Source organism: Halomicrococcus pelagicus, assembly GCF_051917725.1.
Lineage (GTDB): Archaea > Halobacteriota > Halobacteria > Halobacteriales > Haladaptataceae > Halomicrococcus.
The window spans coordinates 124269-150992 of record NZ_JBQBLX010000001.1 but is presented as its reverse complement, the minus strand read 5'-3'; the positions used below and the strand labels follow the sequence as shown (position 1 = coordinate 150992).

General features: G+C 62.8%; 28 protein-coding genes. 12 read left to right on the top strand and 16 right to left on the bottom strand.

What is annotated here, in order from left to right:
* Window positions 1-87 precede the first annotated feature (87 nt).
* Window positions 88-1065 (top strand): mRNA cleavage and polyadenylation specificity factor-like protein, encoded by a 978-nt coding sequence (locus ACTF4R_RS00760; RefSeq protein WP_440005478.1) that lies wholly within the window; start codon window positions 88-90, stop codon window positions 1063-1065.
* A 108-nt stretch (window positions 1066-1173) separates the two neighbouring features.
* Window positions 1174-1689: a helix-turn-helix domain-containing protein gene (locus ACTF4R_RS00755; RefSeq protein WP_440005476.1), complete on the top strand. Its 516-nt coding sequence runs from the start codon at window positions 1174-1176 to the stop codon at window positions 1687-1689.
* A 75-nt stretch (window positions 1690-1764) separates the two neighbouring features.
* On the opposite strand, the gene ACTF4R_RS00750 is transcribed toward ACTF4R_RS00755, so the two are convergent.
* Window positions 1765-1995, bottom strand: coding sequence for a DUF7385 family protein (locus tag ACTF4R_RS00750; protein ID WP_440005474.1), 231 nt, complete (start codon window positions 1993-1995; stop codon window positions 1765-1767).
* A gap of 286 nt (window positions 1996-2281) precedes the next feature.
* Between ACTF4R_RS00750 and ACTF4R_RS00745 the strand changes: the two genes are divergently transcribed.
* A complete protein-coding gene (locus ACTF4R_RS00745; RefSeq protein ID WP_440005472.1) occupies window positions 2282-2986 on the top strand; it encodes a bacterio-opsin activator domain-containing protein in 705 nt (234 codons plus the stop codon).
* A gap of 70 nt (window positions 2987-3056) precedes the next feature.
* Window positions 3057-3302, top strand: coding sequence for a HalOD1 output domain-containing protein (locus ACTF4R_RS00740; protein WP_440005470.1), 246 nt, complete (start codon window positions 3057-3059; stop codon window positions 3300-3302).
* Here ACTF4R_RS00740 and ACTF4R_RS00735 read toward each other — a convergent pair.
* The 4 genes from ACTF4R_RS00735 to ACTF4R_RS00720 all read right to left on the bottom strand — a co-directional run bounded on the left by ACTF4R_RS00735 (window position 3299) and on the right by ACTF4R_RS00720 (window position 6363).
* Window positions 3299-3916 (bottom strand): GNAT family N-acetyltransferase, encoded by a 618-nt coding sequence (locus tag ACTF4R_RS00735; protein WP_440005468.1) that lies wholly within the window; start codon window positions 3914-3916, stop codon window positions 3299-3301. The genes ACTF4R_RS00740 and ACTF4R_RS00735 overlap by 4 nt on opposite strands.
* Before the next feature lie 181 nt (window positions 3917-4097).
* A complete protein-coding gene (locus tag ACTF4R_RS00730) occupies window positions 4098-4745 on the bottom strand; it encodes a DUF2238 domain-containing protein (RefSeq protein WP_440005467.1) in 648 nt (215 codons plus the stop codon).
* Entirely contained in the window at window positions 4742-5347 is a 606-nt protein-coding gene (locus ACTF4R_RS00725; RefSeq protein ID WP_440005466.1) for a hypothetical protein, read from the bottom strand. The genes ACTF4R_RS00730 and ACTF4R_RS00725 overlap by 4 nt, the downstream gene beginning before the upstream one ends.
* An 83-nt stretch (window positions 5348-5430) precedes the next feature.
* A complete protein-coding gene (locus ACTF4R_RS00720) occupies window positions 5431-6363 on the bottom strand; it encodes a metal-dependent hydrolase (RefSeq protein WP_440005464.1) in 933 nt (310 codons plus the stop codon).
* Between the two features lie 104 nt (window positions 6364-6467).
* On the opposite strand from ACTF4R_RS00720, the gene ACTF4R_RS00715 reads away from it, so the two are divergent.
* Together ACTF4R_RS00715 and ACTF4R_RS00710 are read left to right on the top strand one after the other, a co-directional pair.
* Window positions 6468-6872, top strand: a complete 405-nt coding sequence (locus tag ACTF4R_RS00715; RefSeq protein ID WP_440005462.1) for a DUF7522 family protein — start codon at window positions 6468-6470, stop codon at window positions 6870-6872.
* 103 nt (window positions 6873-6975) lie between these two features.
* Window positions 6976-7494, top strand: coding sequence for an HAD family hydrolase (locus ACTF4R_RS00710; protein ID WP_440005460.1), 519 nt, complete (start codon window positions 6976-6978; stop codon window positions 7492-7494).
* A gap of 209 nt (window positions 7495-7703) precedes the next feature.
* Here ACTF4R_RS00710 and ACTF4R_RS00705 read toward each other — a convergent pair whose 3' ends face one another.
* Window positions 7704-7982, bottom strand: a complete 279-nt coding sequence (locus ACTF4R_RS00705; RefSeq protein WP_440005458.1) for an amphi-Trp domain-containing protein — start codon at window positions 7980-7982, stop codon at window positions 7704-7706.
* Between the two features lie 219 nt (window positions 7983-8201).
* The gene (locus tag ACTF4R_RS00700) at window positions 8202-8438 is read right to left on the bottom strand and encodes a DUF5822 domain-containing protein (RefSeq protein WP_440005456.1); all 237 of its coding nucleotides are present in this window, start codon (window positions 8436-8438) and stop codon (window positions 8202-8204) included.
* Between the two features lie 117 nt (window positions 8439-8555).
* Between ACTF4R_RS00700 and ACTF4R_RS00695 the strand changes: the two genes are divergently transcribed.
* Window positions 8556-8966: an archease gene (locus ACTF4R_RS00695; RefSeq protein WP_440005454.1), complete on the top strand. Its 411-nt coding sequence runs from the start codon at window positions 8556-8558 to the stop codon at window positions 8964-8966.
* A gap of 145 nt (window positions 8967-9111) precedes the next feature.
* Here the strand turns inward: ACTF4R_RS00695 and ACTF4R_RS00690 are convergent, their stop codons facing one another.
* Window positions 9112-11373 (bottom strand): CDC48 family AAA ATPase, encoded by a 2262-nt coding sequence (locus ACTF4R_RS00690; protein WP_440005452.1) that lies wholly within the window; start codon window positions 11371-11373, stop codon window positions 9112-9114.
* Window positions 11370-11609 carry a DUF7127 family protein gene (locus ACTF4R_RS00685; RefSeq protein ID WP_440005450.1) on the bottom strand — a complete coding sequence of 80 codons (240 nt, stop codon included), beginning with the start codon at window positions 11607-11609 and terminating at the stop codon, window positions 11370-11372. The genes ACTF4R_RS00690 and ACTF4R_RS00685 overlap by 4 nt, the downstream gene beginning before the upstream one ends.
* A gap of 151 nt (window positions 11610-11760) precedes the next feature.
* Here ACTF4R_RS00685 and ACTF4R_RS00680 point away from each other — a divergent pair, with 151 nt between their 5' ends.
* The gene (locus ACTF4R_RS00680; RefSeq protein WP_440005449.1) at window positions 11761-12588 is read left to right on the top strand and encodes an alpha/beta fold hydrolase; all 828 of its coding nucleotides are present in this window, start codon (window positions 11761-11763) and stop codon (window positions 12586-12588) included.
* 39 nt (window positions 12589-12627) lie between these two features.
* On the opposite strand, the gene panB is transcribed toward ACTF4R_RS00680, so the two are convergent.
* On the bottom strand, window positions 12628-13437 hold the full coding sequence (gene panB, locus ACTF4R_RS00675) for a 3-methyl-2-oxobutanoate hydroxymethyltransferase (RefSeq protein WP_440005447.1): 810 nt from the start codon (window positions 13435-13437) through the stop codon (window positions 12628-12630).
* 208 nt (window positions 13438-13645) lie between these two features.
* Here panB and ACTF4R_RS00670 point away from each other — a divergent pair, with 208 nt between their 5' ends.
* Both ACTF4R_RS00670 and ACTF4R_RS00665 read left to right on the top strand, forming a co-directional pair.
* Complete coding sequence (locus tag ACTF4R_RS00670) at window positions 13646-14131, top strand: GNAT family N-acetyltransferase (RefSeq protein ID WP_440005445.1); 486 nt, start codon at window positions 13646-13648, stop codon at window positions 14129-14131.
* Window positions 14132-14304: 173 nt separating this feature from the next.
* On the top strand, window positions 14305-15405 hold the full coding sequence (locus ACTF4R_RS00665; protein WP_440005444.1) for a Gfo/Idh/MocA family protein: 1101 nt from the start codon (window positions 14305-14307) through the stop codon (window positions 15403-15405).
* A 211-nt stretch (window positions 15406-15616) separates the two neighbouring features.
* Here the strand turns inward: ACTF4R_RS00665 and ACTF4R_RS00660 are convergent, their stop codons facing one another.
* From ACTF4R_RS00660 to ACTF4R_RS00635, 6 genes are all read right to left on the bottom strand, one after another.
* Complete coding sequence (locus ACTF4R_RS00660; RefSeq protein WP_440005443.1) at window positions 15617-16468, bottom strand: eIF2B alpha/beta/delta subunit family protein; 852 nt, start codon at window positions 16466-16468, stop codon at window positions 15617-15619.
* 183 nt (window positions 16469-16651) lie between these two features.
* Window positions 16652-19699: an oligosaccharyl transferase, archaeosortase A system-associated gene (locus ACTF4R_RS00655; RefSeq protein ID WP_440005441.1), complete on the bottom strand. Its 3048-nt coding sequence runs from the start codon at window positions 19697-19699 to the stop codon at window positions 16652-16654.
* 121 nt (window positions 19700-19820) lie between these two features.
* Complete coding sequence (locus ACTF4R_RS00650) at window positions 19821-21257, bottom strand: lipopolysaccharide biosynthesis protein (protein ID WP_440005440.1); 1437 nt, start codon at window positions 21255-21257, stop codon at window positions 19821-19823.
* Between the two features lie 67 nt (window positions 21258-21324).
* Entirely contained in the window at window positions 21325-22245 is a 921-nt protein-coding gene (locus tag ACTF4R_RS00645) for an alkaline phosphatase family protein (RefSeq protein WP_440005438.1), read from the bottom strand.
* Between the two features lie 228 nt (window positions 22246-22473).
* Window positions 22474-23382, bottom strand: coding sequence for an alkaline phosphatase family protein (locus ACTF4R_RS00640; protein ID WP_440005436.1), 909 nt, complete (start codon window positions 23380-23382; stop codon window positions 22474-22476).
* An 85-nt stretch (window positions 23383-23467) separates the two neighbouring features.
* The gene (locus ACTF4R_RS00635; RefSeq protein WP_440005434.1) at window positions 23468-24415 is read right to left on the bottom strand and encodes a glycosyltransferase family 4 protein; all 948 of its coding nucleotides are present in this window, start codon (window positions 24413-24415) and stop codon (window positions 23468-23470) included.
* Between the two features lie 269 nt (window positions 24416-24684).
* On the opposite strand from ACTF4R_RS00635, the gene ACTF4R_RS00630 reads away from it, so the two are divergent.
* Both ACTF4R_RS00630 and ACTF4R_RS00625 read left to right on the top strand, forming a co-directional pair.
* Entirely contained in the window at window positions 24685-26013 is a 1329-nt protein-coding gene (locus ACTF4R_RS00630) for a sulfatase-like hydrolase/transferase (protein ID WP_440005432.1), read from the top strand.
* Window positions 26014-26125: 112 nt separating this feature from the next.
* Window positions 26126-26701, top strand: a complete 576-nt coding sequence (locus ACTF4R_RS00625) for a class I SAM-dependent methyltransferase (RefSeq protein ID WP_440005430.1) — start codon at window positions 26126-26128, stop codon at window positions 26699-26701.
* The last annotated feature ends 23 nt before the right edge of the window (window positions 26702-26724 follow it).

Below are 26724 nucleotides of genomic sequence, written 5' to 3'. Positions count from 1 at the left end.
CACACCGACGGCGTCCCGGGTCCCCACTCCGGGACGGGGCGGCGCGGTCGGCGCAACCCTCACGTTCCGTCCGCCCCAACGTCGACCGTGATTCGACGGAAGGACGGCATCCACGTCGAGGCCGGTGGGTCGCTCGGCACCGTCGTCGCGGACGCCCGGAGCGCGGTCGGCGACGTCAACGTGGTGAGCCACGCCCACGCCGACCACACGTTCCGACGGACTCCGCCGACCGTCTGCTGTTCGGCGACGACCGCCGCGCTCGTGGAAGCCCGGACCGGCGCGCGGTTCGCGTTCACGGACTCGGTGCCGGGAATCGAGTTGCTCCCCGCGGGTCACGTCGTCGGGTCGCGCGCCGCGCTGGTGGCTGACGAAACCAGCGACCGCAGCGTCCTATACACGGGCGACTTCTCGACGCGCGACCGCCTCTACCTCTCGGGATTCGACCCGGTCCCCGCCGACGTGCTCGTGATGGAGACCACCTACGGCGACCCGGCGTACCGCTTCCCGGAGCAGTCCGCGCTCGAAGGCGAGATACGCGACTGGCTGTCCGACCACGACGAACCGCTCTTCCTGTTCGGTTACTCGCTCGGCCGGGCGCAGAAGCTCCAGAAACTCGCCCGGCAGGCGACGAACCGCCCGCTCGTCGCCAGCGACGCCATCCGGGAGGTCGACGACGCCATCGAAGCGGCGACCGGCGTCACCTTCGACGCCGACCCGTTCGACGCGAGCGACCTCGCCGGCGACGAGATAGTCTTCCTCCCGTCGAACCAGGCTCGCAGCGACTGGGTCGACGACCTGGTCGAGCGCGTCGGCGGCCTGAAGGTCGGCTTCTCCGGCTGGGCCGTCGACGAGTCGTTCCGCTACCGCGGCGGGTACGACCGCACCTTCCCCCTCTCGGACCACTGCGACTTCGACGAACTGCTCGCGGTCGTCGAAGCGGTCGACCCCGAGACCGTCTACACCCACCACGGGTTCGACGAGTCGTTCGCGGCCGCGCTCCAGAAGCGGGGGTACGAGGCCCGTCCGCTGTTGCGCGACCAGACCGCGCTCTCCGAGTTCTCGTGACCGGCGCGGGCCGACCTCGAGGGAACCGTCGGCCGCCCGTGCGACCGCCGGCGTCGTCCTCCGAACCGCAAGCGCGATATTGAAATGGAGCCCCTACGTAACACGCGTATGGCCAAATACTCGACAGGGAATTCGTCCGGCGGCGATAGCGGGGGTGCCTGCGAACTCTGCGGGCAGTCCTCGGACTCGCTGACCGAGGCCAACGTCGCCGGCGCACAGCTATCGGTCTGTTCGAGCTGTGCGTCGTCGCACAACGACGCCGCTCGCACCGAGAAGAAGCGCGACGACGGTAGTCGCGGCGAGCAGGACCGGACGCGCCGCGCCGCCCGGAACACGGCGAAGATGGACGACGCCCGGAAGGGCGATTCCAGCCACTGGGAGAAAGAGGGAACGAACTACGACGACGACCCGCTGCCGTATCTCGTCTCCGACTACGGCGACCGGGTGGTCGAGGCGCGCCAGGAGGCCGGCCTCCAGCGCGAGGAACTCGCGGACGAACTCGACGTTCCCGAGAAGAAACTGCTCGCCGTCGAACAGAACCGCGCGAACCGCGCCGGCGTCGGCGGGTCGCTGGTCGAGGCGCTCGAAGACCGCCTCGACGTGACCCTCTCGGAGTCGGCGTAGCGGCGACGGCGAGCGACGACGGGCGGACGTCGCGGTCGACGTCGAGCGCGCGACGAGCGACCGGCGAACGGGCGGCTATCGATGGGTGAGCAGGAGCAGGCGGTCGTCCTCGCGGACGACGCAGAGACGCGCGGACCCCGGCGGGTCGAGGCTGTACTCGCGGCGGTCGGTCGCGAGCAGGTCGGCGAACGGTTCGCCGCAGGCCGGGCAGGCAACGCCGTCGCGGTTCTCGAACAGTTTCGTGTGGCCGGCGTCCTTCTTCAGCTTCAGCCGGTGGCGAACCTCGTGAACGTCGAGGGCCGTCATCGCTCGCGCTCCCGCTGCTCTCTGGCGTCCGCGTCGCGACGCGGTCCGCCGCCGCCGGTCCCACGACGGGACGGTTCGATGACGGGACGCTGGGTCTCGGCCCGCTCCGGGCACATGACCGCGACCATCCTCGCCGAAAACAAAAGTCTTCTGACAGTGGTCGGACGTCGACCGCGACCGCCGACGCGGACGCCGCGCCGGACGCCGTTACGGCCGAATTTCGCGTCAGTACCGTGCTGACGGCCACCAAACAACGCCTATCCGTCACCGGTCCCTTCCACGTACGATGACCGAGCAACAGGACGGCACGACGGTCGAGCTCGAGTTCTCGGTGGAGGACGAGGGGTGTTTCTTCGTCGCGGCGTCGGAGCGAGCGGACTGTCGTATCATCGGGCGGGAGACGATACAGCGAACGGACGGGAACCGCCTCGAGTTCTTCCGCGTCCGGGGGGCGTCGCGCGAGCGACTCCTCCACGTCGCGGACGAGTACGCGTCGGTGAGAGGAGCGCGGGTGGTGGAGCAGAGCGACGACGAGCACCTCCTGGCGGCAGTCGTCACGGGTCGCTGCGTCGCCGCGACGCTGGCGGACACCGTCGCCGTCATAAAGCGAGCCGAAGCCGTCGACGGCGTCGCTACCATTGTGGCCGACGTACCGCCGTACGGCGACGTGCGTAACGTCGTCGAGACGTTCACGGACCGTCACCCCGACTCCCACCTCGTCGCCAAGCACACGTTCGCCGACGGCCTGCCGGCGGTCGCCGAGAGCGAACGTTCCGTCCGTCTCGAGGCGGAGTTGACGGAGAGACAGCGGCAGGCGGTCACGACGGCGTTACAGTTCGGCTACTTCTCGTGGCCGCGAGAGAGCACCGCCGCCGAGTGCGCCGACGTACTCGACGTCTCGCAACCGACGTTCAGCCAGCACCTCTGGACCGGGGTGGAGAAGCTACTCACGACGATGTTCGACGCGGATAGCCGAGCGACCGCCCAGTGAGGGGGCGGACCTTTCCTGATAGGCGACGGGGTCAGGGGCGTCCGGCCCCGAGAGGAAGATAGAAGACACGATGCTAATGAAGACTCGCTCGAACGGGCGAACTTGCCGAGATGAGCCGGTCAGTCATACAGTCGTCCAGACCGTCGCCGAGCGCAACGACGTCTCGGTGAACGAACTGCCGCCGCTGTACGACAGCGTCGAACCCGACGCGCTCAACGCGCTGGTCCGACGCAGCGGTGACGACCTCCGTATAGCGTTTCGGTTCGCCGGACGGCAGATAGTCGTTGACGGCGACGGCACGGTGACCGTGGACTAATCGAACGATGCGATTTTCGTCTCGTCGCGGTTCTGCTTCCACTGTTCTCGCCTGACCGTGTAGCGATGCGAATCCCGGACCTCGTCGCCGTCCGGTTGCCAGTTTCGCAACCGACCGTCGTACTGACCACCGAATCGCTCGACGTACTTCTCGATGGCGCGTTTCGACTGCTCGTTGCCGTCGAGATGCTCGACCGCGACGACCTCCAGGTCGAGGCGCTCGAAGGCGACCTCGAACAGTGCGGCGGCGCGTTCGCCGGAGTAGCCCCGGCCCCAGAACCGCTTGCGGAGCCACATCCCGAGCGTTGCCGTCCGGCGGTCCCAGTCGACGTTCAGCCCCGTCGCACCCGCTATCTCGCCGGCACCGTCCTCGCCCGCCGCCGGGCGAACGACGTACTCAGCGCCCGCTCCCTTCGCACGGTTTTCCTCCATCGCGTCGACGAACTCCCTCGTCTCGTTCGGCGTCCGGTGGGGGTCCCACGAGAGGTGTTCGGTCACCTCGTCGATGTGCGGCGCGTCGACGGAGCAGAGACCGTAGAACTCGAAGAGGTCCACGTTCTCGCGGGAAAGCGCCTCCAGGACGAGCCGGTCGGTCTCGATGCGCTCGGGGAACATGGCATCGACCACCGCGGCTGCGAGCAAAAGTCTTCTGACAGTTTCCGGGCGGCATCCCCTCGAACCGTCGGTGCGACTGCTCCGGCGCGTCCCGTGTCCACGAGCGCGGTTCGGAGAGCGAGAGCGCTCGTCGTTCGTCCGCACCTGCCCCTCTCGGCCGGCGAGACGGCCGGTGCGGGCGTCAGTCCGCGGAGCGACCGGACGCGTCGAGACGGTCGGTCAGCGCGCCGACGACGCCGTTGAGGTGCGCCGTGCCCCAGAGAGCGGTGACAATCGCACCGGCCGTGTTGAACAGGAGGTCCTTCATCGTGTCCTCCAGGCCGTACTGGGTGAGCACCGCCTTCCCGCCGAACACGCTCGCCATGCCACCGATGGCGAACTCGATGACCTCCCAGATGACGCCGAACGCGACGACGAACAGGAGGATGAAGACGAAGACGAACCGCGGCGGGAGGACGACGCCGGAGTAGTGTTCGTCGATGGCGCGCACGGTCGCGTACCCCGCGGCGGCGATCAGCGACGCCGACAGCGCGTGGGTGAGGTGGTCGTACCACCAGACGTTCTGGTAGGGGCCGAGCGTGCCGAGCGCGTGGAGGAAGACGGCCACCGTAATCCACAGCGTCAGCCCGGCGTCCATCGGGATGTCGTAGTCGCGTTCGAGGATGGCGGGGACGAACGTGATGAGGAAAGCGAGACCGGCGTTGATGGCGATACCGAGGTTGCCACGGTCGAGGCCGACGAAGAGGATACCGACGAGACTCAGTTCCATGGCGCGGGTGACCTGGCGCTGGCGGCGCTCGGAGACGCGGAGGTGGTCGCGAACCCTCATAGCTCGTGTCTTCCCTCCGGTAGCCGGGCCTCGACCGGCGCGACGCGCCGGAAGTACAGTTCGAAGACGACTCCGGCGACCACGCCGGCCAGCGTCGCGTAGACGAAGTCCCACATCAACAGGTACTCGCTGCGGATGAACGTCGTGCCGAGGAACCCGTCGGAGAGCCACTGGACGACCGCCCAGATGCCGGCCGTCGCGGTCGTGGCGACGACGACGAAGAGGATGGCGAACCAGTGGGTCATCCGCACCGTCGTGAACGTGTGCAGTTCGACGGCGACGATGAGCGCCAGTGCAGCGACCGACAGGTAGGTCGTCACCCGGAGGCCGTACACCCAGGTCGCGAGCGACTTCGCGAGAATCGGCAGCGCAGCGAGCACGAGCACCTCCCAGGGTAACATCACGTCGCCGTCACGGTACGCCGCCGCCGGCACCACCGTCAGCACGGCGACGAAGGCCGCGAACCCCGCCCAGAGTACGTCGCCGTCCAGCAAGTTCTCGACGACAACGACGAGCAGGAATCCCACGAGCAGCCACGCCAGGCCGGCGTTGACCCGCTCGTCTTCGAGGACTCCCCCGAGCCGGTCGGTGCGTCTTGCCATACTCTTTCGTAGGTGGTCGACCGTACAAAAACCTACGCAACGGATAGAACGCTTGACGGTCGCGCGAACCACAGGCCCGACGATTACGCGAGCAGGAAGGCCCCGGTGTACGCGAGCGTCGCCACCGTCACGGCCGCCAGTCCGGTCGAGAGCCAGACGCGGGGGTCCCTCGACGGGCGGAACCGGGACCGGGGATGCAGCCGCGGAGCGACGCCGACGAACCCCATCGCGAGGATGGAGAACACGAAGTGGTACGACACCGCCATGGTGGGCGCGGGGAGCAACAGCGCGGCGATGGCGTATCCGGCTCCCAGCGCGGCCCGCGGGTGCACGTGTTCGCGCAGGCGCTCGTCCCGCAGATGCAGGAACGTCACCGCCGCGAGCCACCCCGTCGCCAGTTCGAGGCCGAAGACGGCCACGAGGTTCAGCGTCGGGTCCGCGAACAGGTGAACCCGTCCCGCGAGAACGGCGCCGTCGAACGGATAGAGGAACTGCGGCGGGGAACCGGTGAACACGTCGCCGAACGGGTGCGAGAGCAGGCCGAACGCCGCGGCGACGAACAGCGCTCGCGGACCGAGATCGGTGCGCCGGGCCGCGACAGTCGCGACGCCGACGCCCGCGACGGCGAACACCAGCATGACGCTCGCGCCGATCAGGCCGCTCTCGACGAACGCGACGGCGACCAGCGCGGCCAGCGCGGCGGCGCTCCCCGCCTTCCGGGGTCGGTCGCAGGTCGACCACGCGAACGCGACGGCGGCGACCGACCCGACGACGAGCGAGTGGGTGACCACGCGGTGGACGAGGTGGGAACTCCCCCAGAACGCGGCTGTCATCGTCCAGACGCCGCCGAGACCGGCCTGCGCCAGCCCGACCAGCGCGTAGGCCATGTCGACGTCGGGGACGACGGCGAACGCTCCCGCGACGACGCCGAACGCCAGCGCGCGCTGGCCGGACCAGCGACGGTTCGCGGCGAGCGCGGCGATGGTGAATGCCAGGAGGGCGTGGCCGACCATCATGATACCGTTGGTTCGCACTACGGCGTCTTAAGCCTCTCTCCTCGACGATTGGAATCGGATTCACCCCAGTAGTTTTATGCTTTCGGAGAAGAAGCCCAGATACGATGACGATATCCGACCCCTCGTCGGTTGTCACGTTCGACGCCGACGCCGCGCTCGCCGCCGCTCGCGAGCAGGCGGGGGACTCGGTCTATCTCTGCGTGGAGTACGACGCCGAGGATTTCAACACGCTCTACGCCGCCGAGCAGACCCTGTCGCTGTACGACGGGCAGCGGGATATGCTGGACCACTTCGAGGAGGTGTTGTCGTACGTCCACGTCGACTTCATGGAGAAGGACCTCTTCGAGGACGTGTTCCGCGCCGCCGGCGAGGTGCGTGCGTTCGTCACCTACATGGACGCCGTCGTGCTCGTCCGCCTGCTGGTCGGCCAGGAGGGCCTCTTCTTCACCGTCGACCCCGCCGCCGACGTGACCGCGTTCGTGACGGCAGTCGAGGACGCCGTCGCGTAACGTCCTCCCGCACCGAAGGGCGGGGGACCGTCCCTCGCATTCCGTACCCGGCCGGCCTCGGACCGAAGTTCCTTTGCGCAGCGCGCGCCAATCGACCGCCGTGATGCGAGACGACGTTTCGGCCGTGGTGTACGACCTCGACGGGACGCTCGTGGACCTGGTCGTCGACTGGGACGCGGTCGCCGAGGAAGTCGCGGCCGTTCTCGGAGAGGGCGGCGTGGACGCGAGCGACGCCGACCTCTGGTCGATGCTGGACCTCGCCGACGAGGCCGGCCTTCGCCCGGAGGTGGAGGCGGTCATCGGCGACCACGAGTGCGACGGCGCGCGGAACTCGACCCGGCTTCGACGCGCCGACGAACTGCTCGACCTGACGGTCCCCGTCGGCGTCTGCTCGCTGAACTGCGAGTCGGCCTGCCGGGTCGGCCTCGAAACGCACGACCTCGCGTCGTCGGTGGACGCGGTGGTCGGCCGCGATTCGGTGGCGACGCGCAAACCCGACCCCGAACCGCTGTTGGCGACACTCGACGCACTCGGAGTCGACGGCGACGCCGTCTTCGTCGGCGACTCGCGCCGGGACGAACTCACCGCCGAGCGCGCCGGCGTCGCGTTCGAGTGGGTCTGACCGCCACTACCCCTGAAGGGGTGGAATCTCTCACCACCGACGATGCTTAGAACAGGTCGTATCGTAGGCCGGCAAACGTCCTAACCCTGCGGTACGTGAAGCCCGGCAGCAGGTCGAGTACCCCGGCGCTCGACCCCGAGGCGGTCCGACTACATCGCTGTGCTATCGAGACGACAGCGTGACACTCACGAACCGAGAGCGAATCTCGGCTACTCCTGGACGTCTAACGTCCCTTCTTCTGCTGTTTGGGCGTCACGCCACCAGACTAACTCGAACTCGATGCTTTGTTTCGCTTCCGTGTCGCCTTCAGCCCAGTCGGACTCGCCCTCCAGTTTGAACGTGACCGGGTCAACTGGGTTCAGCATCACTTGCTTTCCGCCGAGGTCGAGCGACACGTCGTCCCCGCTGTCGAGTTGATCAGCCAAGTCTCGAAGGTACGTGGCGATCTCCGCCCGTGACTTTTGCTCTTCAGTTTCGAGTTCCCCCATACGAATGGGGAACGGTAACTCTACTCATAAGCTGATGGGTTATCTCTCATAGAGCGGTCGTCGATTCCCCTCCAAGATACCACACCGCGTTCGCGTCCCGTCCCGCCTCGAACCCAGGGGTGGGACGGGAGCGGTCGCGGACCTACAACCAGCTTTTTCGTCCACATCGCTCCCAGGCGCGATTCAGGGCAACCGTTCGGGAGCAGGTGGACGTCACGCCTACTGCTGGCGGCGCGCGTAGCCGTAGACGGCCAGCGCGGTGACCAGCCAGACGACCGCTCCGACCCGGACGGCGAACTCCGCGCGAGCGCCCCAGGTCGGCAGGGTGACGCCTGACGCGAGCGCGACGAGCGCGACGACGGGCGCGCCGACGACGATGGAGAGGACGAAGGTCGTCTGCATCACCCACCCGAAGTCGACGCCCTCCGGGTCGTGAGTCTCGACGGGTTCGGGCACAGTTCGAACCCGGTTCCGGGGGCGCTTAAGCGTTGCCAGGTCGGTCCGGGTCGCCCCGGTACCGGCTCCTCGCCCGGACCGACAACACTGAAGACGCTCCGCGGCGACCACCGAGCGATGAGCTACGCGCTGCGCGATCACACGGCCGACGTGGCGGTCGAAGCGACCGCCGAGAGCCGCGACGCCGTCTTCGCTGCCGTCGCGGACGGGCTGGCGGCCGCGATGTGCGACCGGGTCCCCGACGAGGGCGAGCGATTCGACGTGACGGTGCGTGCCGAGGGACTGGAGGCGCTGCTGTTCGACTATCTCGACGAACTCATCTACCAGCGCGACGTCCGCGGCGTCCTCCCCGTGGACAACGAGGCGACGGTCGCCGAGGAGGACGGCGAGTGGACCCTCGACGGTAGCGCGCGCGGCGTCCCGCTGACCGGACTGGGGGCCCGCGACGTGAAAGCCGTCACCTACTCCGAGATGGCCGTCGAGGAGACCCCGGACGGGTGGCGGGCGTACGTCGTCTTCGACGTCTGACCCGGCGGGGTCCCACCGCGACGGCGGCGACCGGGGACGAGGAACCGGTGACTGAGCGGGGTCTCGCGACGAAGCGAAAGGAGCGGAGGACGCGAAAAAAGGCGAACGAAACCAACTGTCGTGGCGACCGCAGCGACGGCGGTTCCTACTGGAACGCGCCGCCGGTCGCGCGCTGCTCGTCGGGGTCGGCGGTGTCGAACTGCTCTTCGATCTGCTCGTAGCGCTCGCGGGTCTCGTCGGTGACGCTCGGGGTCACCTCGTCGAGCGCCTGTTCGAAGTGCTCGGCCTTGATGCGGACGTTACCGACGCTCTCGCCGATCTCCTCGGGGGAGACGCTGTTGACGAACTCCCGGCTGGCAGCCATCGCTGCCTCGCGGCAGACCGCCTCGATGTCGGCGCCGACGTAGCCTTCCGTGTCGCTGGCGAGGCTGTCGAGGTCGACGTCGTCGGCGAGCGGCTTGTCGCGGGTGTGGACCTCGAAGATGGCGCGGCGCGCCGTCTCGTCGGGCACGGGGACGTGGACGTGACGGTCCAGGCGACCCGGGCGCAGCAGCGCGGAGTCGATGAGGTCCGGCCGGTTCGAGGTGGCGATGACGACGACGTCCTCGAGCTCTTCGAGTCCGTCGAGTTCGGTCAGCAACTGGGAGACGACGCGTTCGCCGACCTGCGAGCCGCCGCCCTGGCCGCTCCCGCGTTCGGTGGCGATGGAGTCGATCTCGTCGAAGAACACCACGGTGGGGGCGTTCTCGCGGGCCTTGCTGAACACTTCGCGGACCCCTTTCTCGGACTCGCCGACCCACTTCGAGAGGAGTTCGGGGCCCTTGATCGAGATGAAGTTGCTGTCGCTCTCGTTGGCGACGGCCTTCGCCATCAGGGTCTTCCCGGTGCCGGGCGGGCCGTACATCAGGACGCCCTTGGCGGCCTCCATGTCGAGTTCCTCGAACACCTCGGGGTAGTCGAGCGGCCACTGGATGGTCTCGCGGAGTCGCTCTTTGGTGTCCTCGAGTCCGCCGACGTCGTTCCAGGTGACGTCGGGGACCTCGACGAACACCTCGCGGAGCGCGGAGGGTTCGATGCCCTTCAGCGCCTCCTTGAAGTCCCTCTCGGTGACCTGCAGGGAGTCGAGCACGTCCGCCGGAATCTCCTCGGATTCGAGGTCGATTTCGGGGCGGATGCGCCGGAGTGCGTTCATCGCCGACTCCTTGGCCAGCGACTCGAGGTCGGCACCGACGAACCCGTGGGTGTTGTCGGCGTACTCCTCGAGGTCGATGCTGTCGGACATCGGCATCCCGCGGGTGTGGACCTGCAGGATTTCCAGACGACCCTCGCGGTCGGGGACGCCGATCTCTATCTCGCGGTCGAACCGACCGGGACGGCGCAGCGCAGGGTCGACGGCGTCGACGCGGTTCGTCGCCGCGATGACCGTCACCTCGCCGCGCTCTTCGAGGCCGTCCATCAGGCTGAGGAGCTGGGCGACGACGCGGCGCTCGACGTCACCGCCGGCCTCCTCGCGCTGGGGTGCGATGGAGTCGAGTTCGTCGATGAAGATGATGGCCGGAGCGTTCTGCTCGGCGTCCTCGAACACCTCGCGCAGTTTCTCCTCGCTCTCCCCGTAGTACTTCGACATGATCTCGGGGCCGGAGATGGTCTGGAAGTGCGCGTCGATCTCGTTGGCGACCGCCTTCGCCATCAGGGTCTTCCCGGTGCCGGGCGGCCCGTGCAGGAGGACGCCCTTCGGTGGCTCGATGCCGAGGCGCTGGAACAGCTCGGGGTGACGCATCGGCAGTTCGATCATCTCCCGGACCTGCTCCAGTTCGCTTTCGAGGCCACCGATGTCCTCGTAGGCAACGTCGGGGCGTGAACCGTCGCCGCCGGCCGCGCCCGCGGCGATCTCCTCTGCGGGGCGCTCGCTGATCTGGATGTCCGTCGAGTCGGTGACGACGACCGTCCCGTCGGGGTCCGTGCTGGCGACCTTCAGCGGGATGGACTGCCCCGACCCCATCCCCATCAGGCCGAAGCCGAACGGGATGGCCTGGCCCTGCGTGATGGCCTGGCCACTCAGCTTGTCGCGGATGTGCGGCGCGATGTTCCCGCGAATCTGGAGGTTCTGCGGGAGCGCGATGGTGACGCGGTTGGCCGGTTTCACGTCGGCCTTCTCGATGGAGACCTTGTCGTCGATGCCGACGCCGGCCTCCTGACGGAGCTTCCCGTCGATGCGGACGATACCGCGGCCCTCGTCCTCGGGATAGCCGGGCCAGACTCGGGCCACGGCACGTCCCTGTCCGCGCCCCTCGATGACTATGTAGTCACCGTTCTCGACGCCCAGTTCCTCCATGGAGCGTCGGTCGACGGCGGCGAGTCCACGGCCCGCGTCCTTCTGCTTGAGTGGCTTGACAGTAAGTTTCATCGTCCCACCTCGATAGTGAGGACGCCATTGTTGATAAACGCTTGCGCCTCGCCCTCTGGCAGTTCCAGCTCCGTCTGGTAGTTCTCCTCGCCCTCGACGACGACGATGGCGACGTCGTCGAGCACGTCGACAGACACCTCCGCCGTGCCGAAGTCGGCGACGATGACCTGCTCGTCGTCGTAGTCGTAGCGGCGGGCGATACTCTCCTCACGCTGTGATATTCGTTCGAGCGACATCTGTTTCCTAACCTTTCGTTAGGCATTCTAGTATTTAAACCTTTCTCTAAAGAAGGCCATCAAGTACTGCGATTTCCCGATTACGGGTCGAAATGCAGTTCACAGACGACCCCTCCCGGAGCCTTATGTCGTCGGCCCGCGAAGCCGACGTATGGCGACGGTAACTCATCATGGACGGACGACGGCCTACCAGCGTTCGGACAGGGGAGCAACCGGCGACCCCGTCCTGTTCGTCCACGGCAGCGGCGGCAGTCACGAGGTCTGGAAGGCACAGTTGGGACGACTCGCCTCGACGGTTCCCGTCGTCGCCGTCGACCTGAGCGGCCACGGCGACTCCGACGACGTGCCGGGCGCCGACCCCGGATGGGGGGCGCTGTCGGCCTACGCCGACGACGTGCTCGCGGTCGCCCGCGAAACGGACGCCACGACGCTCGTCGGTAACTCGCTGGGCGGCGCGGTGGCGATGCATCTCGTGCTGGAACGGTCGTTCGACCCGGACGCGCTCGTGCTCGCGGGCACCGGCGCGAAACTCGCCGTGCTCGACGACCTGCTCGTCTGGCTCGACGGAGGGAGCACGAACGTCGACGAGGACGACCTCGACAGCGGTGCCGTCGGCGATTTCGACCGCGTCATCGAGTTCCTGCACGGCGAGAATCGCCTGTTCCACGACCCCGACGACCGCTACGTCGACCTCTCGAAGGAGGGCATGCGCGAGGTCGGCCAGCGGGTCACCCGGCGTGACTTCCGTTCCTGCCACACGTTCGACGTTCGCGACAAACTCGACGACATCGCCGCCCCGACGCTGGCCGTCGTCGGCGAACACGACAAGCTGACGCCCCCGCAGTACCACGAGTACCTCGCCGAGAACGTTCAGAACGGCCGCTACGCCGAGATCGAGGACGCCGCCCACCTCGCGATGCTCGAACGCCCCGAGGCGTTCAACGAGACCCTGGTCGACTTCCTCGACGACGTGCGGTGACGACGCCGCGCCGGGTGCGCCAGCGTTTCCACCGGGTGGTCAGTACACGTCGTCGACGGTCTCTTCGACGTGACTGTGTTCGTCGGCCGGGAACTCGCCGGACTCGACGGCGTCCCGGAACCGCGACACCGCTCGCTCCATCTCGCCCCGCACGTCGCCGAACTGCTTCGAGAACGACGGCGACCAGTCGCCCAACCCGACGGCGTCGTCTATCACCAGTACCTGGCCGTCCGTCTCCGGGCCGGCACCGATGCCGATGGTCGGAATGGTCAGCTCCTCCGTTATCGTTCCCGCGAGGTTCGCGGGGACGTGTTCGAGCACGAGCGCGAACGCGCCGGCGTCCTCGTGGGCGCGAGCGAGATCGAGCATCTCCTCGGCTGACTCCTCGGTCGTCCCCTGGCGTGCGTACCCCTCGCGGTTGACGTGCTGGGGCGTCAGTCCGAGGTGCGCCATCACCGGGATGCCGACCCGGGTCAGCGTCTCCGTCAGTTCGACGGTGTGTTCGCCGCTCTCTATCTTCACCGCGCTCGCTCCCTCCTCCTTCAGCATCCGGCCCGCGTTCTCGACCGCCGCCGTCTCGTCGTACCCGAAACTGAGGAACGGGAGGTCGGCGACGACCAGGGCGTCTTCGGTGCCGCGGACGACCGCACCGGTGTGGCTCGCAATCTCGTCGACGGTGACCGGCAACGTCGAATCGTAGCCCAGCGCGGTGTTCCCCACGCTGTCACCGACGAGGATCACGTCGACACCTGCCTCGTCGACGATCTCCGCCGTCGGCGCGTCGTAGGCGGTCAGCATCGTTATCGTCTCCTCGCCTGCCATCTCCCGAACGTCCCGTACCGTTGGCATACTGGAATGTCGTCGTTCCGATGGCTTAATCGCCCCGGTCGCGGAAGTTCGGAGTCGACCTCGCGTCCGTCCCCGTGGTGAACGGTTCGTTCCGCCACGACGGCGACGAGAGTTCGACCATGCTCGACCGGCGAGCCATCGAGGAGTCTCCGACCGTTGTGACCGCGTGCCGGTGGAATTATATTGACCAGTCTGCTACTCACTCCCAGTGAGCGTAAACGTCGACATGCGGGTCGTCGGCCCCGGCGATAACCGCTACGTCGAGGAGGCCTGGCGGCTCAAAGAGCGCATCCGCGCGCGCGACGGTGTGCTCAAGCAGCGCCGCGGGTTCTTCACCGATGCGTACCGCCGTTCGACGGTCTATCTCTACGTGGCCGAGGGCGACCAGGACCGGCTCATCGGGTTCGCCGCTGCCCGCCGCGACGGCTACATCCTCTTTCTGGCGGTCGACCAGGAGTTCCGCGGCGAAGGGTTCGGCGAGCGTCTCGTCGCCCGGGTCGCCGACAACCACTCCTCGGTGACCTGCCACGCCCGCGCGAGCAACGAGAACGCCCTGCAGTTCTACCGGCACCTCGGCTTCGGCGTCGAGCGTCGCATCGGCAACTACTACGAGGACGGCGGCGACGCCTACTACCTCCGTCTCGGCGAGGACGAAGGGCTCGCCAAGCGCCTCTCGGACTTCATGCGCGGGTGAGCCGAACGACGCTGGATTCGCGAACGACGCTGGACCCTCGGCCGACGCCCGGCCTGGCGAACGCGCTGGACTCGCGGTCGACGCGGAACTCGCGGCCGACGGACGTTCTTCGGATACTGCGACGACCTGCCGCAGCCTCAAAACACTAAGCCCTGCCCGAGCAAGGGGAGAACATGACGCTACGAGTCGGCGTTCTCGGCTACCGGTTCATGGGCAAAGCACACGCGAACGCGATGGCGCGGCTCCCGATGTTCTTCCCCGACGCGCCGGACGTGGAGCGCCACGTCCTCGTCGGCCGCGACGAGGAGGCACTCGCGGACGCGGCCGACCGCCTGGGCTTCGAGACCACGAGCACCGACTGGGAGTCGGCCATCGACGACGTGGACGTCTTCTACAACCTCGGACCGAACCACGTCCACGCCGAACCCTCCATCGCGGCGCTGGAACGCGGCGTCCCCGTACTGAGCGAGAAGCCGCTGTCGAACGACCTGGCGAGCGCGGAGCGGATGGCCGACGCCGCCGCGGACGCCGGCGTCCCCACTGCCACGGCGTTCAACTACCGGTACGTCCCGGCGCTCCGGTACGCGAAGAACCTCATCGACGACGGCGAGCTGGGCGAGATTCGCCACTTCCGCGGGCGCTACCTCCAGGACTGGCTCGCCGACCCGGACGCGCCGTGGTCGTGGCGCAACTCCGAGGAGATGGCGGGCAGCGGCGCGCTCGGCGACCTCGGCGCGCACACCATCGACCTCGCGCGCTTCCTCGTCGGGGACGTCGAGCGCGTCTCCGGCCACTGCGAGACGTTCGTCGACGAGCGCCCCGTCGAGGGAGAGGACGAGACGCGACCCGTCACCGTCGACGACGCCTACTCCGCGCAGGCGGAACTGGAGGACGGCGCGATGGCGACCTTCGAGGCCTCCCGCTTCGCGACGGGTCACAAGAACGACCACACCGTCGAGGTCCACGGCTCGAAGGGGAGCCTGAAGTTCTCGCTCGAACGCATGAACGAACTCGAGGTCCTGCGCGAGGACAGCCGAGGGTACGAAACCATTCTCGTGACCGACGCCGACGACCCCTACGTCGACCACTGGTGGCCGCCCGGCCACGTCCTCGGCTGGGAGCACACGTTCGTCCACGAGGACTACGAGTTCCTCTCGGCGGTCGAGTCCGGCGAGGAGTACCACCCCAACTTCGAGGACGGCGCGGCGGTCCAGCGCGTGCTGGACGCGATACAGCGGAGCGACGCCGAAGCCGAATGGGTCGACGTGGCGTAGGGTCGCTACGCTCCCGATTCGGCTTCGGAGAGGGCGAATGGGTCGACGTGGCGTAGATTCGCCGCGTTCCCTGTTCGGCGTTGGAGAGCGCGAATGGGTCGACGTGAGGTAGGGTCGCCACGCTTGGGATTCGGCGTCGGAGAGGGAGAATGGGTCGGCGAGTTCGCCGCCGTCGTCGACGCCGAACGGGTGCTCGCGGCGTTCGAGTCGGTCAGTACTCCCAGGTTCCCTCGTCGGTCACGACCGAATCGAGCAGTCGGGTGGGCGTGGCGTCGTAGGCCGGGTTCTCGACGGAGAAGCCCTCCGCAGGTTCGCGGATGACCTCGCTGGCGGAGCGGAAGTCGTTCTCGAAGCGGAACCCCTCGCCGACGATCTTCGCGCTGGACCCGATGGTGGTGACGGGGACGCCGACCTCGTTGGCCGTGGCGACCAGGGGGAACGTGCCGACGCGGTTGTACAGCGTCTCGTCGACGATGCAGTCCATGCCGGTGAACACGCGGTCGCACTCGTCCAGGAAGTGGCCGGCCGCGCTGTCGACGATGAGGTGGGTGTCGACGTAGTCCATCTCGCCGAGCACGCGGGCGGTCTTGCGTCCGAGGTAGCGCGGTCGCGCCTCGAGGACGTAGGCTTCGAGATAGCACCCCTCGCCGACGGCGTTCTCGATCGCCTCCAGCACCGTCGAGGAGTAGTCGTGGGTCATGAAGGTCGTCCCGTCCTCGAACAGCGGCGCGGCGTTGTCGGCGGCGCGCTGCTTGGCGGTCACGACGCCCTCGACCACCTCGTCGATGGCGGCCTCCGTGCGCTCTTTCGCCGCGTCGACGGTGTCGAGGTCCGCCTCCTCGACCATGCTGACGATGGCGCGCTGGGTCGTCACCAGCGACGCGTGCGATGGGTTCGCCTGCCGGAGGACGTTACTGTTGCGCTCCAGGGCGCGCACGTACTCCTCGACCGTCTCGAAATCGCGTTCCAGGAGGTCCGACAGCGCGCGGGCGGCCTTGACCGCGACGGTCGAGGAGCTGTGCGTCTGCATCTCCTTGATCTCCTCGACGGCCTCGTCTATCATGCCCTACACGTATCTGCCGGGCCACATGGCTTTTCTGGGTTCTCCCCGGCCGACCGACCCCCAGTGCAGGCGGTCGACCACGAGACCTGCGTGGAACCGGGGGTCCGCTGCTCGACGTGCAGTAGAGCAGTAACGACGGAACGGCGGAGAGGACGGAGCGGAAAGAATGGGAAAGCGAAGCGTTCAGTCCCGTCGCGCGACGAGCAGCGCGGCGGCGAACGCACCGACGAGGCCGGCCCGCGTCGCGGTGTTTGCGCCCTGCGAGCTATCGCGGTCGCCCGTGGTCGTCTCGTTCGACCCGTCACCGGACTCGTTCGCGGTGCCGTTCGTGGCGCCGTCGTCACCGCTGGTGCCGTTCGCGGGACCGGTCGTCCCGTTCGCCGTCGAGTTGTTCGCGCCCTCGACCGGGATCGTCTGCTGGTTGTCGACCGACACCGTCACCGCGGTGTCGTTCTCCCCGAGCACCTGGCCCTCCGAGACGTGGGCGGTGGCGTTCTGGAACGTGAAGCCGTCCTCGCCCTGCTTCTGGGGCGTCGAGAACTCGTAGGGGCCGACGGCGCGGGCGCTGACGTTCGTGTACCCCTTCTCGGTACCCCACTGCTGGTAGCCGGTCGTCGAGTACGGCAGCGTCATCGTGAACTGCCCGTCCTGACCGGTCTTGGCCTGCTGGCGGTAGGTGAACGTCCCGCGGTCGGTCTGCACCTGCACCGACGCGGTGACGGTGGTGTTGGCCGGAGCCGTCCCCTGGACTTCGGCACCGGGGACGCGCTCGAACGCCTTCACCCACGTCGGCGACGTCTTGAAGAACCCCTGCTGTGCCTCGCGGTCGGGCAGCATACCGAGTTGCTGCTGGAGCGTGCGGAGGTGCGTCGGGGACCGCGTCGAGGACGTGTCGCTCACCTTCACGACGCGGTAGTGTTCGAGCGCGGGCACCCGCTCGTTCGGGTACGCGCCGACGCCACCGAGCCTGGCCGACCCGTCCTCCTGGACGTACTGGCGGGCCTGCTGCATCGTGTCGAACCGCTTGACGAGCGACTCGTTCTCCGGCGCGATCTTGTACGTCCGGCCGTTCGCCTGCTGGAGTTCGTAGTCGACGACGAGCGGCTCCGGCTCGACCGCGCTACCGTGGAACTTGTACAGCCGGACCATCATCGACTCGTAGTAGTCCTGCTTGTGGAGGACGGTGTACTGCCCCTGGCCCTGGATGACGTAGTCGACGAACTGTCCCTGGGAGGCGTTGTCGTTGAAGACGGTCGGGGCGAAGAACTTCACGTTGCCCGACCGCCCCTTCGTGTTCACCATCTTCCAGTCGACCATCACGTACCGGGTCTGCTCGCCGTCGCTCCCCAGCCGCTGGAGGACGTCGTTCGCCTGCGACTCGTTCGTCGCGAGGAGGTAGTTCGCGGCGGTCTCTGCGTTCTCCTGGAACGGGTTGGCGTTCGGGATGCGCTCGCCCTCGACCGTGATCCAGTGACCGTAGTCCCACCAGGACATGACGCCGTAGGCACCCTTCGGGTAATCGAAGTCGCCGTCGCCCTCTTTGTAGGTGCCGTAGTAGTCCATGCTCCCGTTCGCGCCACCGTACTGGCCTTCCTGGGGCGTGTTGCCCTGCATCCACTCCAGCGTGCCGTCCCACTGGACGGCCGCGCTGGGACTGGCGCTCTTGCCCATCTGGTTCGCGGTGTAGGTCTGGCTGTTGCCGACCGTGACCGGCATGACGAGCCCTGGAACGACGAGCAGGACGACGAAGAACACGGCGATGATCTGGTAGGCCTCCACGTCGCGGATCGCCTCGGTCGTCGTGCCGGAGAAGCCGACGACGCCGAGCACCCACCCGAACAGGTAGGCGTTCAGCACGGCGACCGGCACCGCGAGGTAGTAGTTGAACCGCACCTGCGTGAACGCGGCCGCCGTGATGAACGCGGCCCACACGAGCACGAGCAGCTTCTCCGCCTCGTGCTCGTCGGCGGCGAACGACCGCCAGACCATCACCAGCGCGCCGACGATGGCCGTGAAGAACATCAGCCCGTACTCGGGGATGACCACGGACGCGAGCGACTGCCCCTGCTGGAGGAACGGTTTCGCCTCGCCGATGGTGCGCTGGGCCGCGCCCGCACCGAAGCCGATGAACCGGACGAGGTTGCTCCGTATCATGTTGAACAGGTTCGGGAAGAGCAGGTAGACAAGCAGCGTCCCGACCACCAGCAGTCCGAAGATGGCGGCTGGGTAGAGCGACGGCGAGAGGTTCCGGGCGTCCCACTCTCGGGCCAGCCACGCCATGAACGCCGCGCCGACCGCGATGGTGAACGGGAGCAGGGGCTGGAGCAGCGAGAACTTCGTGGCGCTAAAGGAGAGCGTGCCGAGCGGGACGAGGAGTAGAAGGCCCGTCACGCCCATGCTCGTCGTCGCGACGAACGCGAGGTGGTCCGGGCTGACGCCCCGGACGTAGTCCGCCGAGAGCTTGAGCGTGAAGAAGACGCCGAAGATACCGATCAGCAGGATGCCGGGCGGCCACGTCCACAGGTAGAGGGCGGTGGCGACGCCGGCCAGCGCCGCGAAGCCGACCGGTTCGCGCAGGGCCGCGACGTCGCGGTCCTCGACCAGTTCGTAGACGGGGCGTTCGCGCTCGGCGACGGAGACGGCGACCATCATCGCCAGCACGGCGAACGCCTGGAAGAACGGCTCGACGACGTTGTGGTCCGCGAAGCCGACGAGGCCGCGTCGGAGGAACACGCCCGGGAGCAGTGCTAATATGAGCGCGCCGAACAGACCGCCGAGGCGACCGCCGAGGCGCTTGCCGATGAGGTACGTCGGAATCAGTACCAGCGCGCCGAACACGGCGGGCGCGAACAAAAGCGTCATCGCGACCGTCTGGTCGGTTGGACTGCCGAGGCCGACGATTAGCGCCGCGGTGGCGACGAGCTGGTCGTAGAGCGTGCCGAACTGGCCCACGCTCGTCCCATAGGGGAAGTTCGTCCACGGGTCGAACGGCATCGTCTGCGGCCAGTTGTTCACTGTGTACTGCACCTGCCGGAGGTGGTAGTACGCGTCGTTGCCGGAGAAGAACACCTCTCCGCCTCTCGTGAAGTTCTCGTACGACTGCGCCCGCACCCACAGCATGAACCCCAGAAGGACCGTGAGCACGGGAACGTGATACCATTTCTCTGCGTAGTCGAGGACTGAATCGGTGAGGTTGGAGGAGTCCTCGACTCGCTCTGTACCCTGACTCATTGGAGGAAAGTCCCGCAAGGCGGGGATAAGCTTTATGATAGCAGTATATGTGAGGAGACGACGAAGGTGGAAGCTCTCTTGCGTATATGGTCTAGAGGCGAATACGAGCTTCCGGCGGCGATTAATGGATCCCAGCATCACGGAGGATATTCCACGCGACCTCACGATGGGGCCGTGATGCGACGAGAATAGATCCGTAGATTCCTGCTCCAATCGCAACAATGATTCCGACTTGCATCCAAGATTGGACTGATATTACATTTACCAACGAATCAATAGCCAGGTACATGATTACTCCCGCGAACACTTGGATTAGCAACGGTCGCTGGATTGGATTGATTTCCTGAAGGAATCTTCTTACAATCACGACAGTCACCACCAGGTAGAAACCTTCGGCGATGACGGTTGCAATGACAACACCGATTCCTCCGATTACTTCGATGAGCGCGACACCGAGAACAATGTTGACGACGAGAGTCGTAGCTCCAATTACGAGATTTATATCCGGACGATCGAGTCCACTGAGGGTCTGAACGTACACACCTTTTTGTGACGAGAGGACCCGATAGAGCGCGAGACCGATTAAGAATAATCCTGCTTCTTGGTATTTCTCACCATACGCCGTTAAGACGAGGGTCTCTGGAAATGCGAGTGCTCCGAAAAAAATCGGAATCGAAATGATGCTTATATAGCCGAGTGCATTATTGAGGTCGTCGGTCACGTCCTTACCACTCGAGATTCGATGGGAAACTTTCGGTAGCAGTCCGGAAAGCACGACATCAGAGAGAAACATCGCAGGCACGGTAAGTTTGAATGCTACCTCGTATTGTCCGACGACGCCAGTCCCGATGAAGGTCCCCAGAAGTAGAACATCGAGACGTTCGTAGGTCTTTCCGACAAACGAGGCTGGAATACTGTATTTCGCGAAATCCCAGAGAGAATAAAATGTACTCCAAGTTGGTCGTCCAAGAGGTGGCTGCAGGACATAGAGCGTAACTGGAATGGTAGTAAGGGTTGCTCCAGCGAGGCCGTATCCCATTCCTGCCGCTCCCATACCGCCCAAGACTAGGGCAATCTGAAAGGGGAAAGTGAGGAGGGAACGAATCGTATCAGTCCACGTTGACGCTGCCACGCCACCTTGTCCGAGAAGCATCTTCTGAGCCGGGAAGAAAAACCCTATAGCGACTAAGAGAGCCATGAAGACGAGTGAAGCCTCCGGAATGTTTGTCATTTCTCGGAGCTTCTTGGCGAAGAGAACGGAGAATAATCCGACAATTACGAAATATACTGTGTTGATTATTAGAATGGCTCCGGCGATTTCAGCTTTCTGTGCATTGACTTCCGACCATCGCTTTCGGATTGCAGCTCCGAATCCTCGAATTGGACGGTCGACAATGAAAACGAGTGAGAGGAGAAAATAGAACCCACCGAACGACGTTGGTCCGAGGATTCGTGCGAAAATAATCGTTCCTGCAAATCCCAGAATCGCTTGGAGTACCTTTCCAGGAAACCCCTTGAGAGCCTCTAATCCAAGTTTGGTGTTACCTGGGTTAGACATAGTTAGAAATGAGTGAACTACGGAATGATGTTGTTGATTCCATATTATCCTTAAGTGAGGAGATTAATCAACTTTTGTAGCCGAGTGCCCGTAACGTTTGATCGACGGATTCTTCCCCAACTTCGTCGTCTCGGACGGTATCAGCGACCTTTTTCGGTTTGTGAGTCTCTTCGTCTGTTGCGGAAAGTGACACCCAGGGAACTTCTCGTAGTACTGGTATTCTGCTGTTTGGACTGTGGCCGTATACACCCCACTCTCCGTAACACTCTCCATGATCAGCAGTAAGAATAACCTCGTCAGCGTCAACGTTACTCAAGAGAATTTTTACATCGTCTAACACCCATCGAAGGGTATCGAGATAATATTCCCACGCTGTGTCGCTAGAAAGTTCTCCACTAATTATCTTATCCCACGCTGATTCTCTGAACGAGTCGTCCTCGTCGGACTCGATTTGAAGGTCACGGTACGGAAGGTGTGGTTGCATATAGTGGACGAGAAAGCGATCCGGAGTACGATCTCGTAGGAGCGAAACCGCCGTATCAGTAAGCGGTCGGGGAGGAGTAACACCTCTATCCTCGTCGAAATATTGGTCAACTAGATGGGCAAAAGTGTCGAAATCGTCCGCCGTCACCTCGTAATTTCCGTGAGAAAACTTGCCAGCATAGGGGTTTGCCGTAATGCATGCCGTGTTTTGTATAGCGTCAACGTACTTCTGGGTAAAATTCTTGGAGAGCCACTCGTCCGACATTGACCCGGCTGAGTAGGCAGACGGGATTTCGGCCGGGAGGAAGTCGTATTCCGATGAAACTGCTGTGAGTGCATCGACACGGCAAGCGTCTAAGACGATCATCCCGTCCCAATCGCGGTCGTAGATATAGGTCGGGTCCGATTCAGAGTACGGTGGCGCAGCACGAGCAGCAAACCCCATCCAGAAAGAGTGTGCAGCGGCTTGTAATCCTCTTCTGACACCGTACTTGGAGAGTTGCATCCGGCTTCGATTGAACCAATCGACTATGGACATGCTAAATCCTCTCCATATACCAACGGAATTTCTAGGCAGTTCATAGGTAGTTGGATGAGATTTGTCTCTAAGTCTCTATTTCCTTTTCGGTTGATTTTTCTCGTAGCTAAGACTGGGACTGATAGACAACGAAGCCCAGACGAGAGAGCACATTGATTTTTACACCAATACGATGCTTCGATCGTCGACATAGTCTCATTCAATGTATCCTAATTCCCGAAGTCGCTCCTCGGGCAGTTCCACCTGTGCAGAGTCGTCGTCATACGTCCCGACATTAGCTTCAATCCACTCCCGAACTTCGAAGACGCTAGTCGGAATCTCATCAAGGGTGGCTGCGGCGTACGCTCGCCACGAGTGCCCGCCCGGTTTTTCGCCGCGATCGTCTTCATCACTGTAGAACGAGACGACCATGCCGTGGTCGCTCAAGATTACAAGGTCATCGTCGTCGTCCATCGACGTTCGAATTCGTTCGACCCAGTTAGCTGCCCACTCGTATGCTGACCGCAACTGGTTTTCGTCCGCATGATAAGCATGTCCACAGACATCAAGTGTATGGATGTGAACGCCCGCGAGCTCGGGGCCATGGCGGAGCATCTCCTCGGCCCAGGCGAACTGTTGTGCCCCAATCCCGAACAGTTCTCGCTCGAACTCGGCGATAGACTGCCGACCGTGTGAGTCCATGAGCTTCCAGACCGTGGCGAGTTCACTACCGTTCGCGACGCCTGGCCAGTTGTGGACGACGTGACCGGGTTGATCGAAGAGAGTCTCTTGATCAGTGTTACCGACGACGTACTCCGCACCGGTAAGTTCGGTCGCTATCTCGCCGAGTCGGATACGCGTCGAGAGCGGAAGCGTCCCCGTAAACCGCGATGCGAATTCGACGAGCGGATTACTCCACTGACTCAGTCCCTCGTCAGTGATTCCATGTTCGGTTGGGTGGCGTCCGGTCGCAACCGTGGTCCACACTTCCGGGGTGTATGGAACGCGTCGCATGTGAGAGAACGTTTCCATCGAACCATGGGTTTCGAGACAAAGCTCATCCAGATCGAAATGGTCAACGAGACCGGCGTCAAGCGCGTCAAGGGCAAGGATGATGAGTGTCATTTTCGTTCGTTGTTCCTATTACTGAATCCTCACCCCTTACGAATTATGTTTCATCCGTTTCAGTCTATAATGATTAATATCTTATTTAAGCTATTTTCTGATAGCTCTCTTCGTACTGGCTTGCAATCCTTTCCCACGTTAACTGCTGTGCGAGTTCGAACGCGGCAACCTGGCGGTCAAAGATATCAGAACTTTTTGCGAGTATCTCCACTCTGTCTGCCATCTCTTGACCACCGGAAACGACATAAATTCCGTTTTCCGGTGTCGCGACATCGAGTTTCGCGAACCCGCATACCTGTGTGATGATGACTACGCAACCCTTGGCTATCGCTTCAAGCGCGACCATAGAGAAATTCTCATGGTACGATGGAACGAGAACGATATCTGACTCTCGATAAAACTCGTTCAGGCGCTCTCTGGAGACGAATCCGTGATGGTGTTCGTGCCACTCCGAGAGCGTTTCGTAGTACTGTTCATCACTTACGCCGCCAACGATATCGACGGAATATCCGGCATTTTGTGAGAGACGGTCGAGAACACGTTTCTGTCCCTTTTTTGGTGTAATCCGTCCTGGAAGGAGGACACGAACCGTGTCATCAACACGCTCCGGCGGCTCGAGTTCTGACTCCTCGATACCAAGAGGTATCACGTCCGTCGGAGATTGAAGCCAATATTTTTCCATCTGCTGACTCGTCTCTGGGCTCGAGGCGATCACGTCGTCAGTGAAGTAACCACCGACTGCCCCAGCAGCGTTGATGAGTGCTTCACCGCCCATGAACGTGTATCCTTGGAAGTCGCTGGGGCACAGCTTCCATCGTTCCCAACTGTCCATCGTCCACTGGACGGTCCGGATTTTCGTCGGCCAGGGATACTCCTCTAGCGGATGGAAGATGTCGTATTCAAGTTCGTTTGTTCGGCTATGGATGGTACGGTACAAAGAGAGGAACTCACCGATTGATGCCGGCGTTTCACCTAGGTGACAAAGCTCAATTGAATCGTCTGGGGGAGTTGTTCGGTCGCCGTGGACAAGCATGATTACCTCATGTCCTAATCTCGATAACGAACCTGCAAGGCCTTCCGTGACCCGGGAAGGGCCAGTGTCCTGCTGATTGTACGTTCCATATAACATAATGCGCATATGCTGTTCATTAGAAAGCTACTGATTAGAACTGTTTATCTTTGATTGTATTCGGCTATGGCCACCGTATGATTACCGTTGCTTCTTGAACTAACTGGAATGGGATAGCAGTGGACATTTACAGAACAAGAGTTTTAACTCGACTAGAGTACATTCAACTGAATATGACGCGTATCGCCCTCGTTGTTCTTGACACTCTTCGTAATGACTTTTTTGAGCGGCACTTTGATTGGTTACCTGGAGTTCGCTTCGAGAATGCTTGGTCACCGAGTCACTGGACTGTTCCAGTTCATGCTTCCCTCTTTACGGGCTTATACCCAAGTGAACATGGTGTACACGCAAAAAACCAAATTCTAGATATTGAAACAGATGTACTCGCGGAGCGATTAACCGACGAGGGGTACATGACTAGGGCATATACCGCGAATCCGTATCTCTCTCCTTCATTCGATTTCGATCGTGGCTTTCAAGAATTCTATGGTAATGCACGCGTACAAACTCTTCTGGAAGATACCTTCGATTGGGATTCTTTTCTGTCAAAACATCAAAATTCAAGCCCAATTCGGTATTTTAAAGCGCTCTATGGCTGTTTCGCTAGTGAGTACGATACACTTCCATCCCTGAAGCAGGGGTTTCTGTTGAAAATGAGAGGAGAAGGATGGATGAAACCCAAGGACAGTGGTGGAAGACAAGCCTTACGCTGGCTTGATAGTCGTTCGTTTGGACGGGACGAGTTCGTTTTCGTGAATCTTATGGAAGCACATGCGCCGTACGATGAAATTCCGAACGACTTTCAGACAAACAATAGTTTTACTCCACCAAATGAACTCGGGTTACAACACACCTACAATAAGCCGGCAGATGTAGATGAAATTCGTCAGGTGTACAAGGATGCTGTATCCTATCTTTCTAAAATTTATAAGGATATATTCAGTACATTAATAGAAGAGATGGATTATGTGATAACGATTGGGGATCACGGCGAACTACTGGGTGAACACGATCTCTGGGGCCATGAGTACGGTCTCTACCCAGAACTAACCCACGTTCCTCTAGTAATTTCCGATGGGTCAGGCAAAACAGAACGTCGTGATGGACTGGTCAATTTGCTAGATATCCACCAAACAATTCTGGAACTAACGAATCTCTCAGGTCAATCCCGTGGCAAATATCTTCTGGGGGAACACGATTCGAAAAAATATCTTCTCGAAGGACACGGACTTCCAAAAAACAGAATAGAGAAGCTCACTCAGCTCAGTATTCCAGTTGGACGATACGACGAACAGTTCCAAGGAATCGTCGCCCCCCCATCCAGTCTAGGGTATGAATCATCTGATGGATGGGTATCTCACGAACCCGATGGTAGCGATGACGAACTTCAAGAACAACTTGATCGTCTCGTTGATAACCTTGCTGAAAGAGATGTACAAAGCTCACCCGACGAAATTGACGAGCAAACTCTCCAACAACTCCGTGACATGGGATACGCGTGAAACTAAGATTCTCTTCAAATTGATGGAATATATAAGTGGAGATTGTATAATAGTCGAGGCAACGGAGACGAAAGCTACATGAAATACGGTATGCGAATTAAGATAGATAACCATGGACGGTAAAGAGGAGAGTACTGACACGGATAACCAAGATGTAGGTGTTCTTGAGATTGGTGCAGGGCAGCATCCACATCCTAGATCGGATTCCACGTTGGACATTCGATCTGATCTTGATCATATTGACTATCCTGGGGTCGACATCGGTGAGGACGTTTGGCCAATCGAAAACGAAAGCGTCAGTGAGATTCTTGCCTACCATGTGGTCGAGCACGTCCCACCAAATCGGGTTGGACATGTGTTTCAGGAGGTAGACCGTGTCCTCGTTTCGGGAGGAACCATCCATATCGAACTACCGTATTCGGGGACGTACGCTGCGGCAACCGATCTAACTCATTATGGTACTGGCGGCACGACTGCTGGAATCGATCGATATTTCACCGGCGACTTGGAGGAATACTGGCCAAATTTGGACTGGGATGTAACCTCTTATGCGGAATTAGAGTTTCCACTCTTCGTTCGATCGTCACTTCGTTTCAACGTGCGCATGACCAATTCGGAGTTGGTGCACGAACTAATCAAAATCCCATTCGTGACAGGCAAAGTGATTTTCGATGCCACGAAGCGATAGTGCAATGATTGATACACCCCATG

Coding starts and splice junctions, on each gene's coding strand:
- ACTF4R_RS00705 (WP_440005458.1), bottom strand. CDS start 7,982: ATGGGGGAACTCGAAACTGAAGAGCAAAAGTCACGGGCGGAGATCGCC.
- ACTF4R_RS00650 (WP_440005440.1), bottom strand. CDS start 21,257: ATGTCTAACCCAGGTAACACCAAACTTGGATTAGAGGCTCTCAAGGGG.
- ACTF4R_RS00660 (WP_440005443.1), bottom strand. CDS start 16,468: ATGATAGACGAGGCCGTCGAGGAGATCAAGGAGATGCAGACGCACAGC.
- ACTF4R_RS00645 (WP_440005438.1), bottom strand. CDS start 22,245: ATGCAACTCTCCAAGTACGGTGTCAGAAGAGGATTACAAGCCGCTGCA.
- ACTF4R_RS00755 (WP_440005476.1), top strand. CDS start 1,174: ATGGCCAAATACTCGACAGGGAATTCGTCCGGCGGCGATAGCGGGGGT.
- ACTF4R_RS00690 (WP_440005452.1), bottom strand. CDS start 11,373: ATGAAACTTACTGTCAAGCCACTCAAGCAGAAGGACGCGGGCCGTGGA.
- ACTF4R_RS00665 (WP_440005444.1), top strand. CDS start 14,305: ATGACGCTACGAGTCGGCGTTCTCGGCTACCGGTTCATGGGCAAAGCA.
- ACTF4R_RS00740 (WP_440005470.1), top strand. CDS start 3,057: ATGCTAATGAAGACTCGCTCGAACGGGCGAACTTGCCGAGATGAGCCG.
- ACTF4R_RS00635 (WP_440005434.1), bottom strand. CDS start 24,415: ATGCTTGTCCACGGCGACCGAACAACTCCCCCAGACGATTCAATTGAG.
- ACTF4R_RS00710 (WP_440005460.1), top strand. CDS start 6,976: ATGCGAGACGACGTTTCGGCCGTGGTGTACGACCTCGACGGGACGCTC.
- ACTF4R_RS00655 (WP_440005441.1), bottom strand. CDS start 19,699: ATGAGTCAGGGTACAGAGCGAGTCGAGGACTCCTCCAACCTCACCGAT.
- ACTF4R_RS00715 (WP_440005462.1), top strand. CDS start 6,468: ATGACGATATCCGACCCCTCGTCGGTTGTCACGTTCGACGCCGACGCC.
- ACTF4R_RS00745 (WP_440005472.1), top strand. CDS start 2,282: ATGACCGAGCAACAGGACGGCACGACGGTCGAGCTCGAGTTCTCGGTG.
- ACTF4R_RS00725 (WP_440005466.1), bottom strand. CDS start 5,347: ATGGCAAGACGCACCGACCGGCTCGGGGGAGTCCTCGAAGACGAGCGG.
- ACTF4R_RS00735 (WP_440005468.1), bottom strand. CDS start 3,916: ATGTTCCCCGAGCGCATCGAGACCGACCGGCTCGTCCTGGAGGCGCTT.
- panB (WP_440005447.1), bottom strand. CDS start 13,437: ATGCCAACGGTACGGGACGTTCGGGAGATGGCAGGCGAGGAGACGATA.
- ACTF4R_RS00750 (WP_440005474.1), bottom strand. CDS start 1,995: ATGACGGCCCTCGACGTTCACGAGGTTCGCCACCGGCTGAAGCTGAAG.
- ACTF4R_RS00625 (WP_440005430.1), top strand. CDS start 26,126: ATGGACGGTAAAGAGGAGAGTACTGACACGGATAACCAAGATGTAGGT.
- ACTF4R_RS00695 (WP_440005454.1), top strand. CDS start 8,556: ATGAGCTACGCGCTGCGCGATCACACGGCCGACGTGGCGGTCGAAGCG.
- ACTF4R_RS00680 (WP_440005449.1), top strand. CDS start 11,761: ATGGCGACGGTAACTCATCATGGACGGACGACGGCCTACCAGCGTTCG.
- ACTF4R_RS00630 (WP_440005432.1), top strand. CDS start 24,685: ATGACGCGTATCGCCCTCGTTGTTCTTGACACTCTTCGTAATGACTTT.
- ACTF4R_RS00730 (WP_440005467.1), bottom strand. CDS start 4,745: ATGAGGGTTCGCGACCACCTCCGCGTCTCCGAGCGCCGCCAGCGCCAG.
- ACTF4R_RS00720 (WP_440005464.1), bottom strand. CDS start 6,363: ATGATGGTCGGCCACGCCCTCCTGGCATTCACCATCGCCGCGCTCGCC.
- ACTF4R_RS00685 (WP_440005450.1), bottom strand. CDS start 11,609: ATGTCGCTCGAACGAATATCACAGCGTGAGGAGAGTATCGCCCGCCGC.
- ACTF4R_RS00640 (WP_440005436.1), bottom strand. CDS start 23,382: ATGACACTCATCATCCTTGCCCTTGACGCGCTTGACGCCGGTCTCGTT.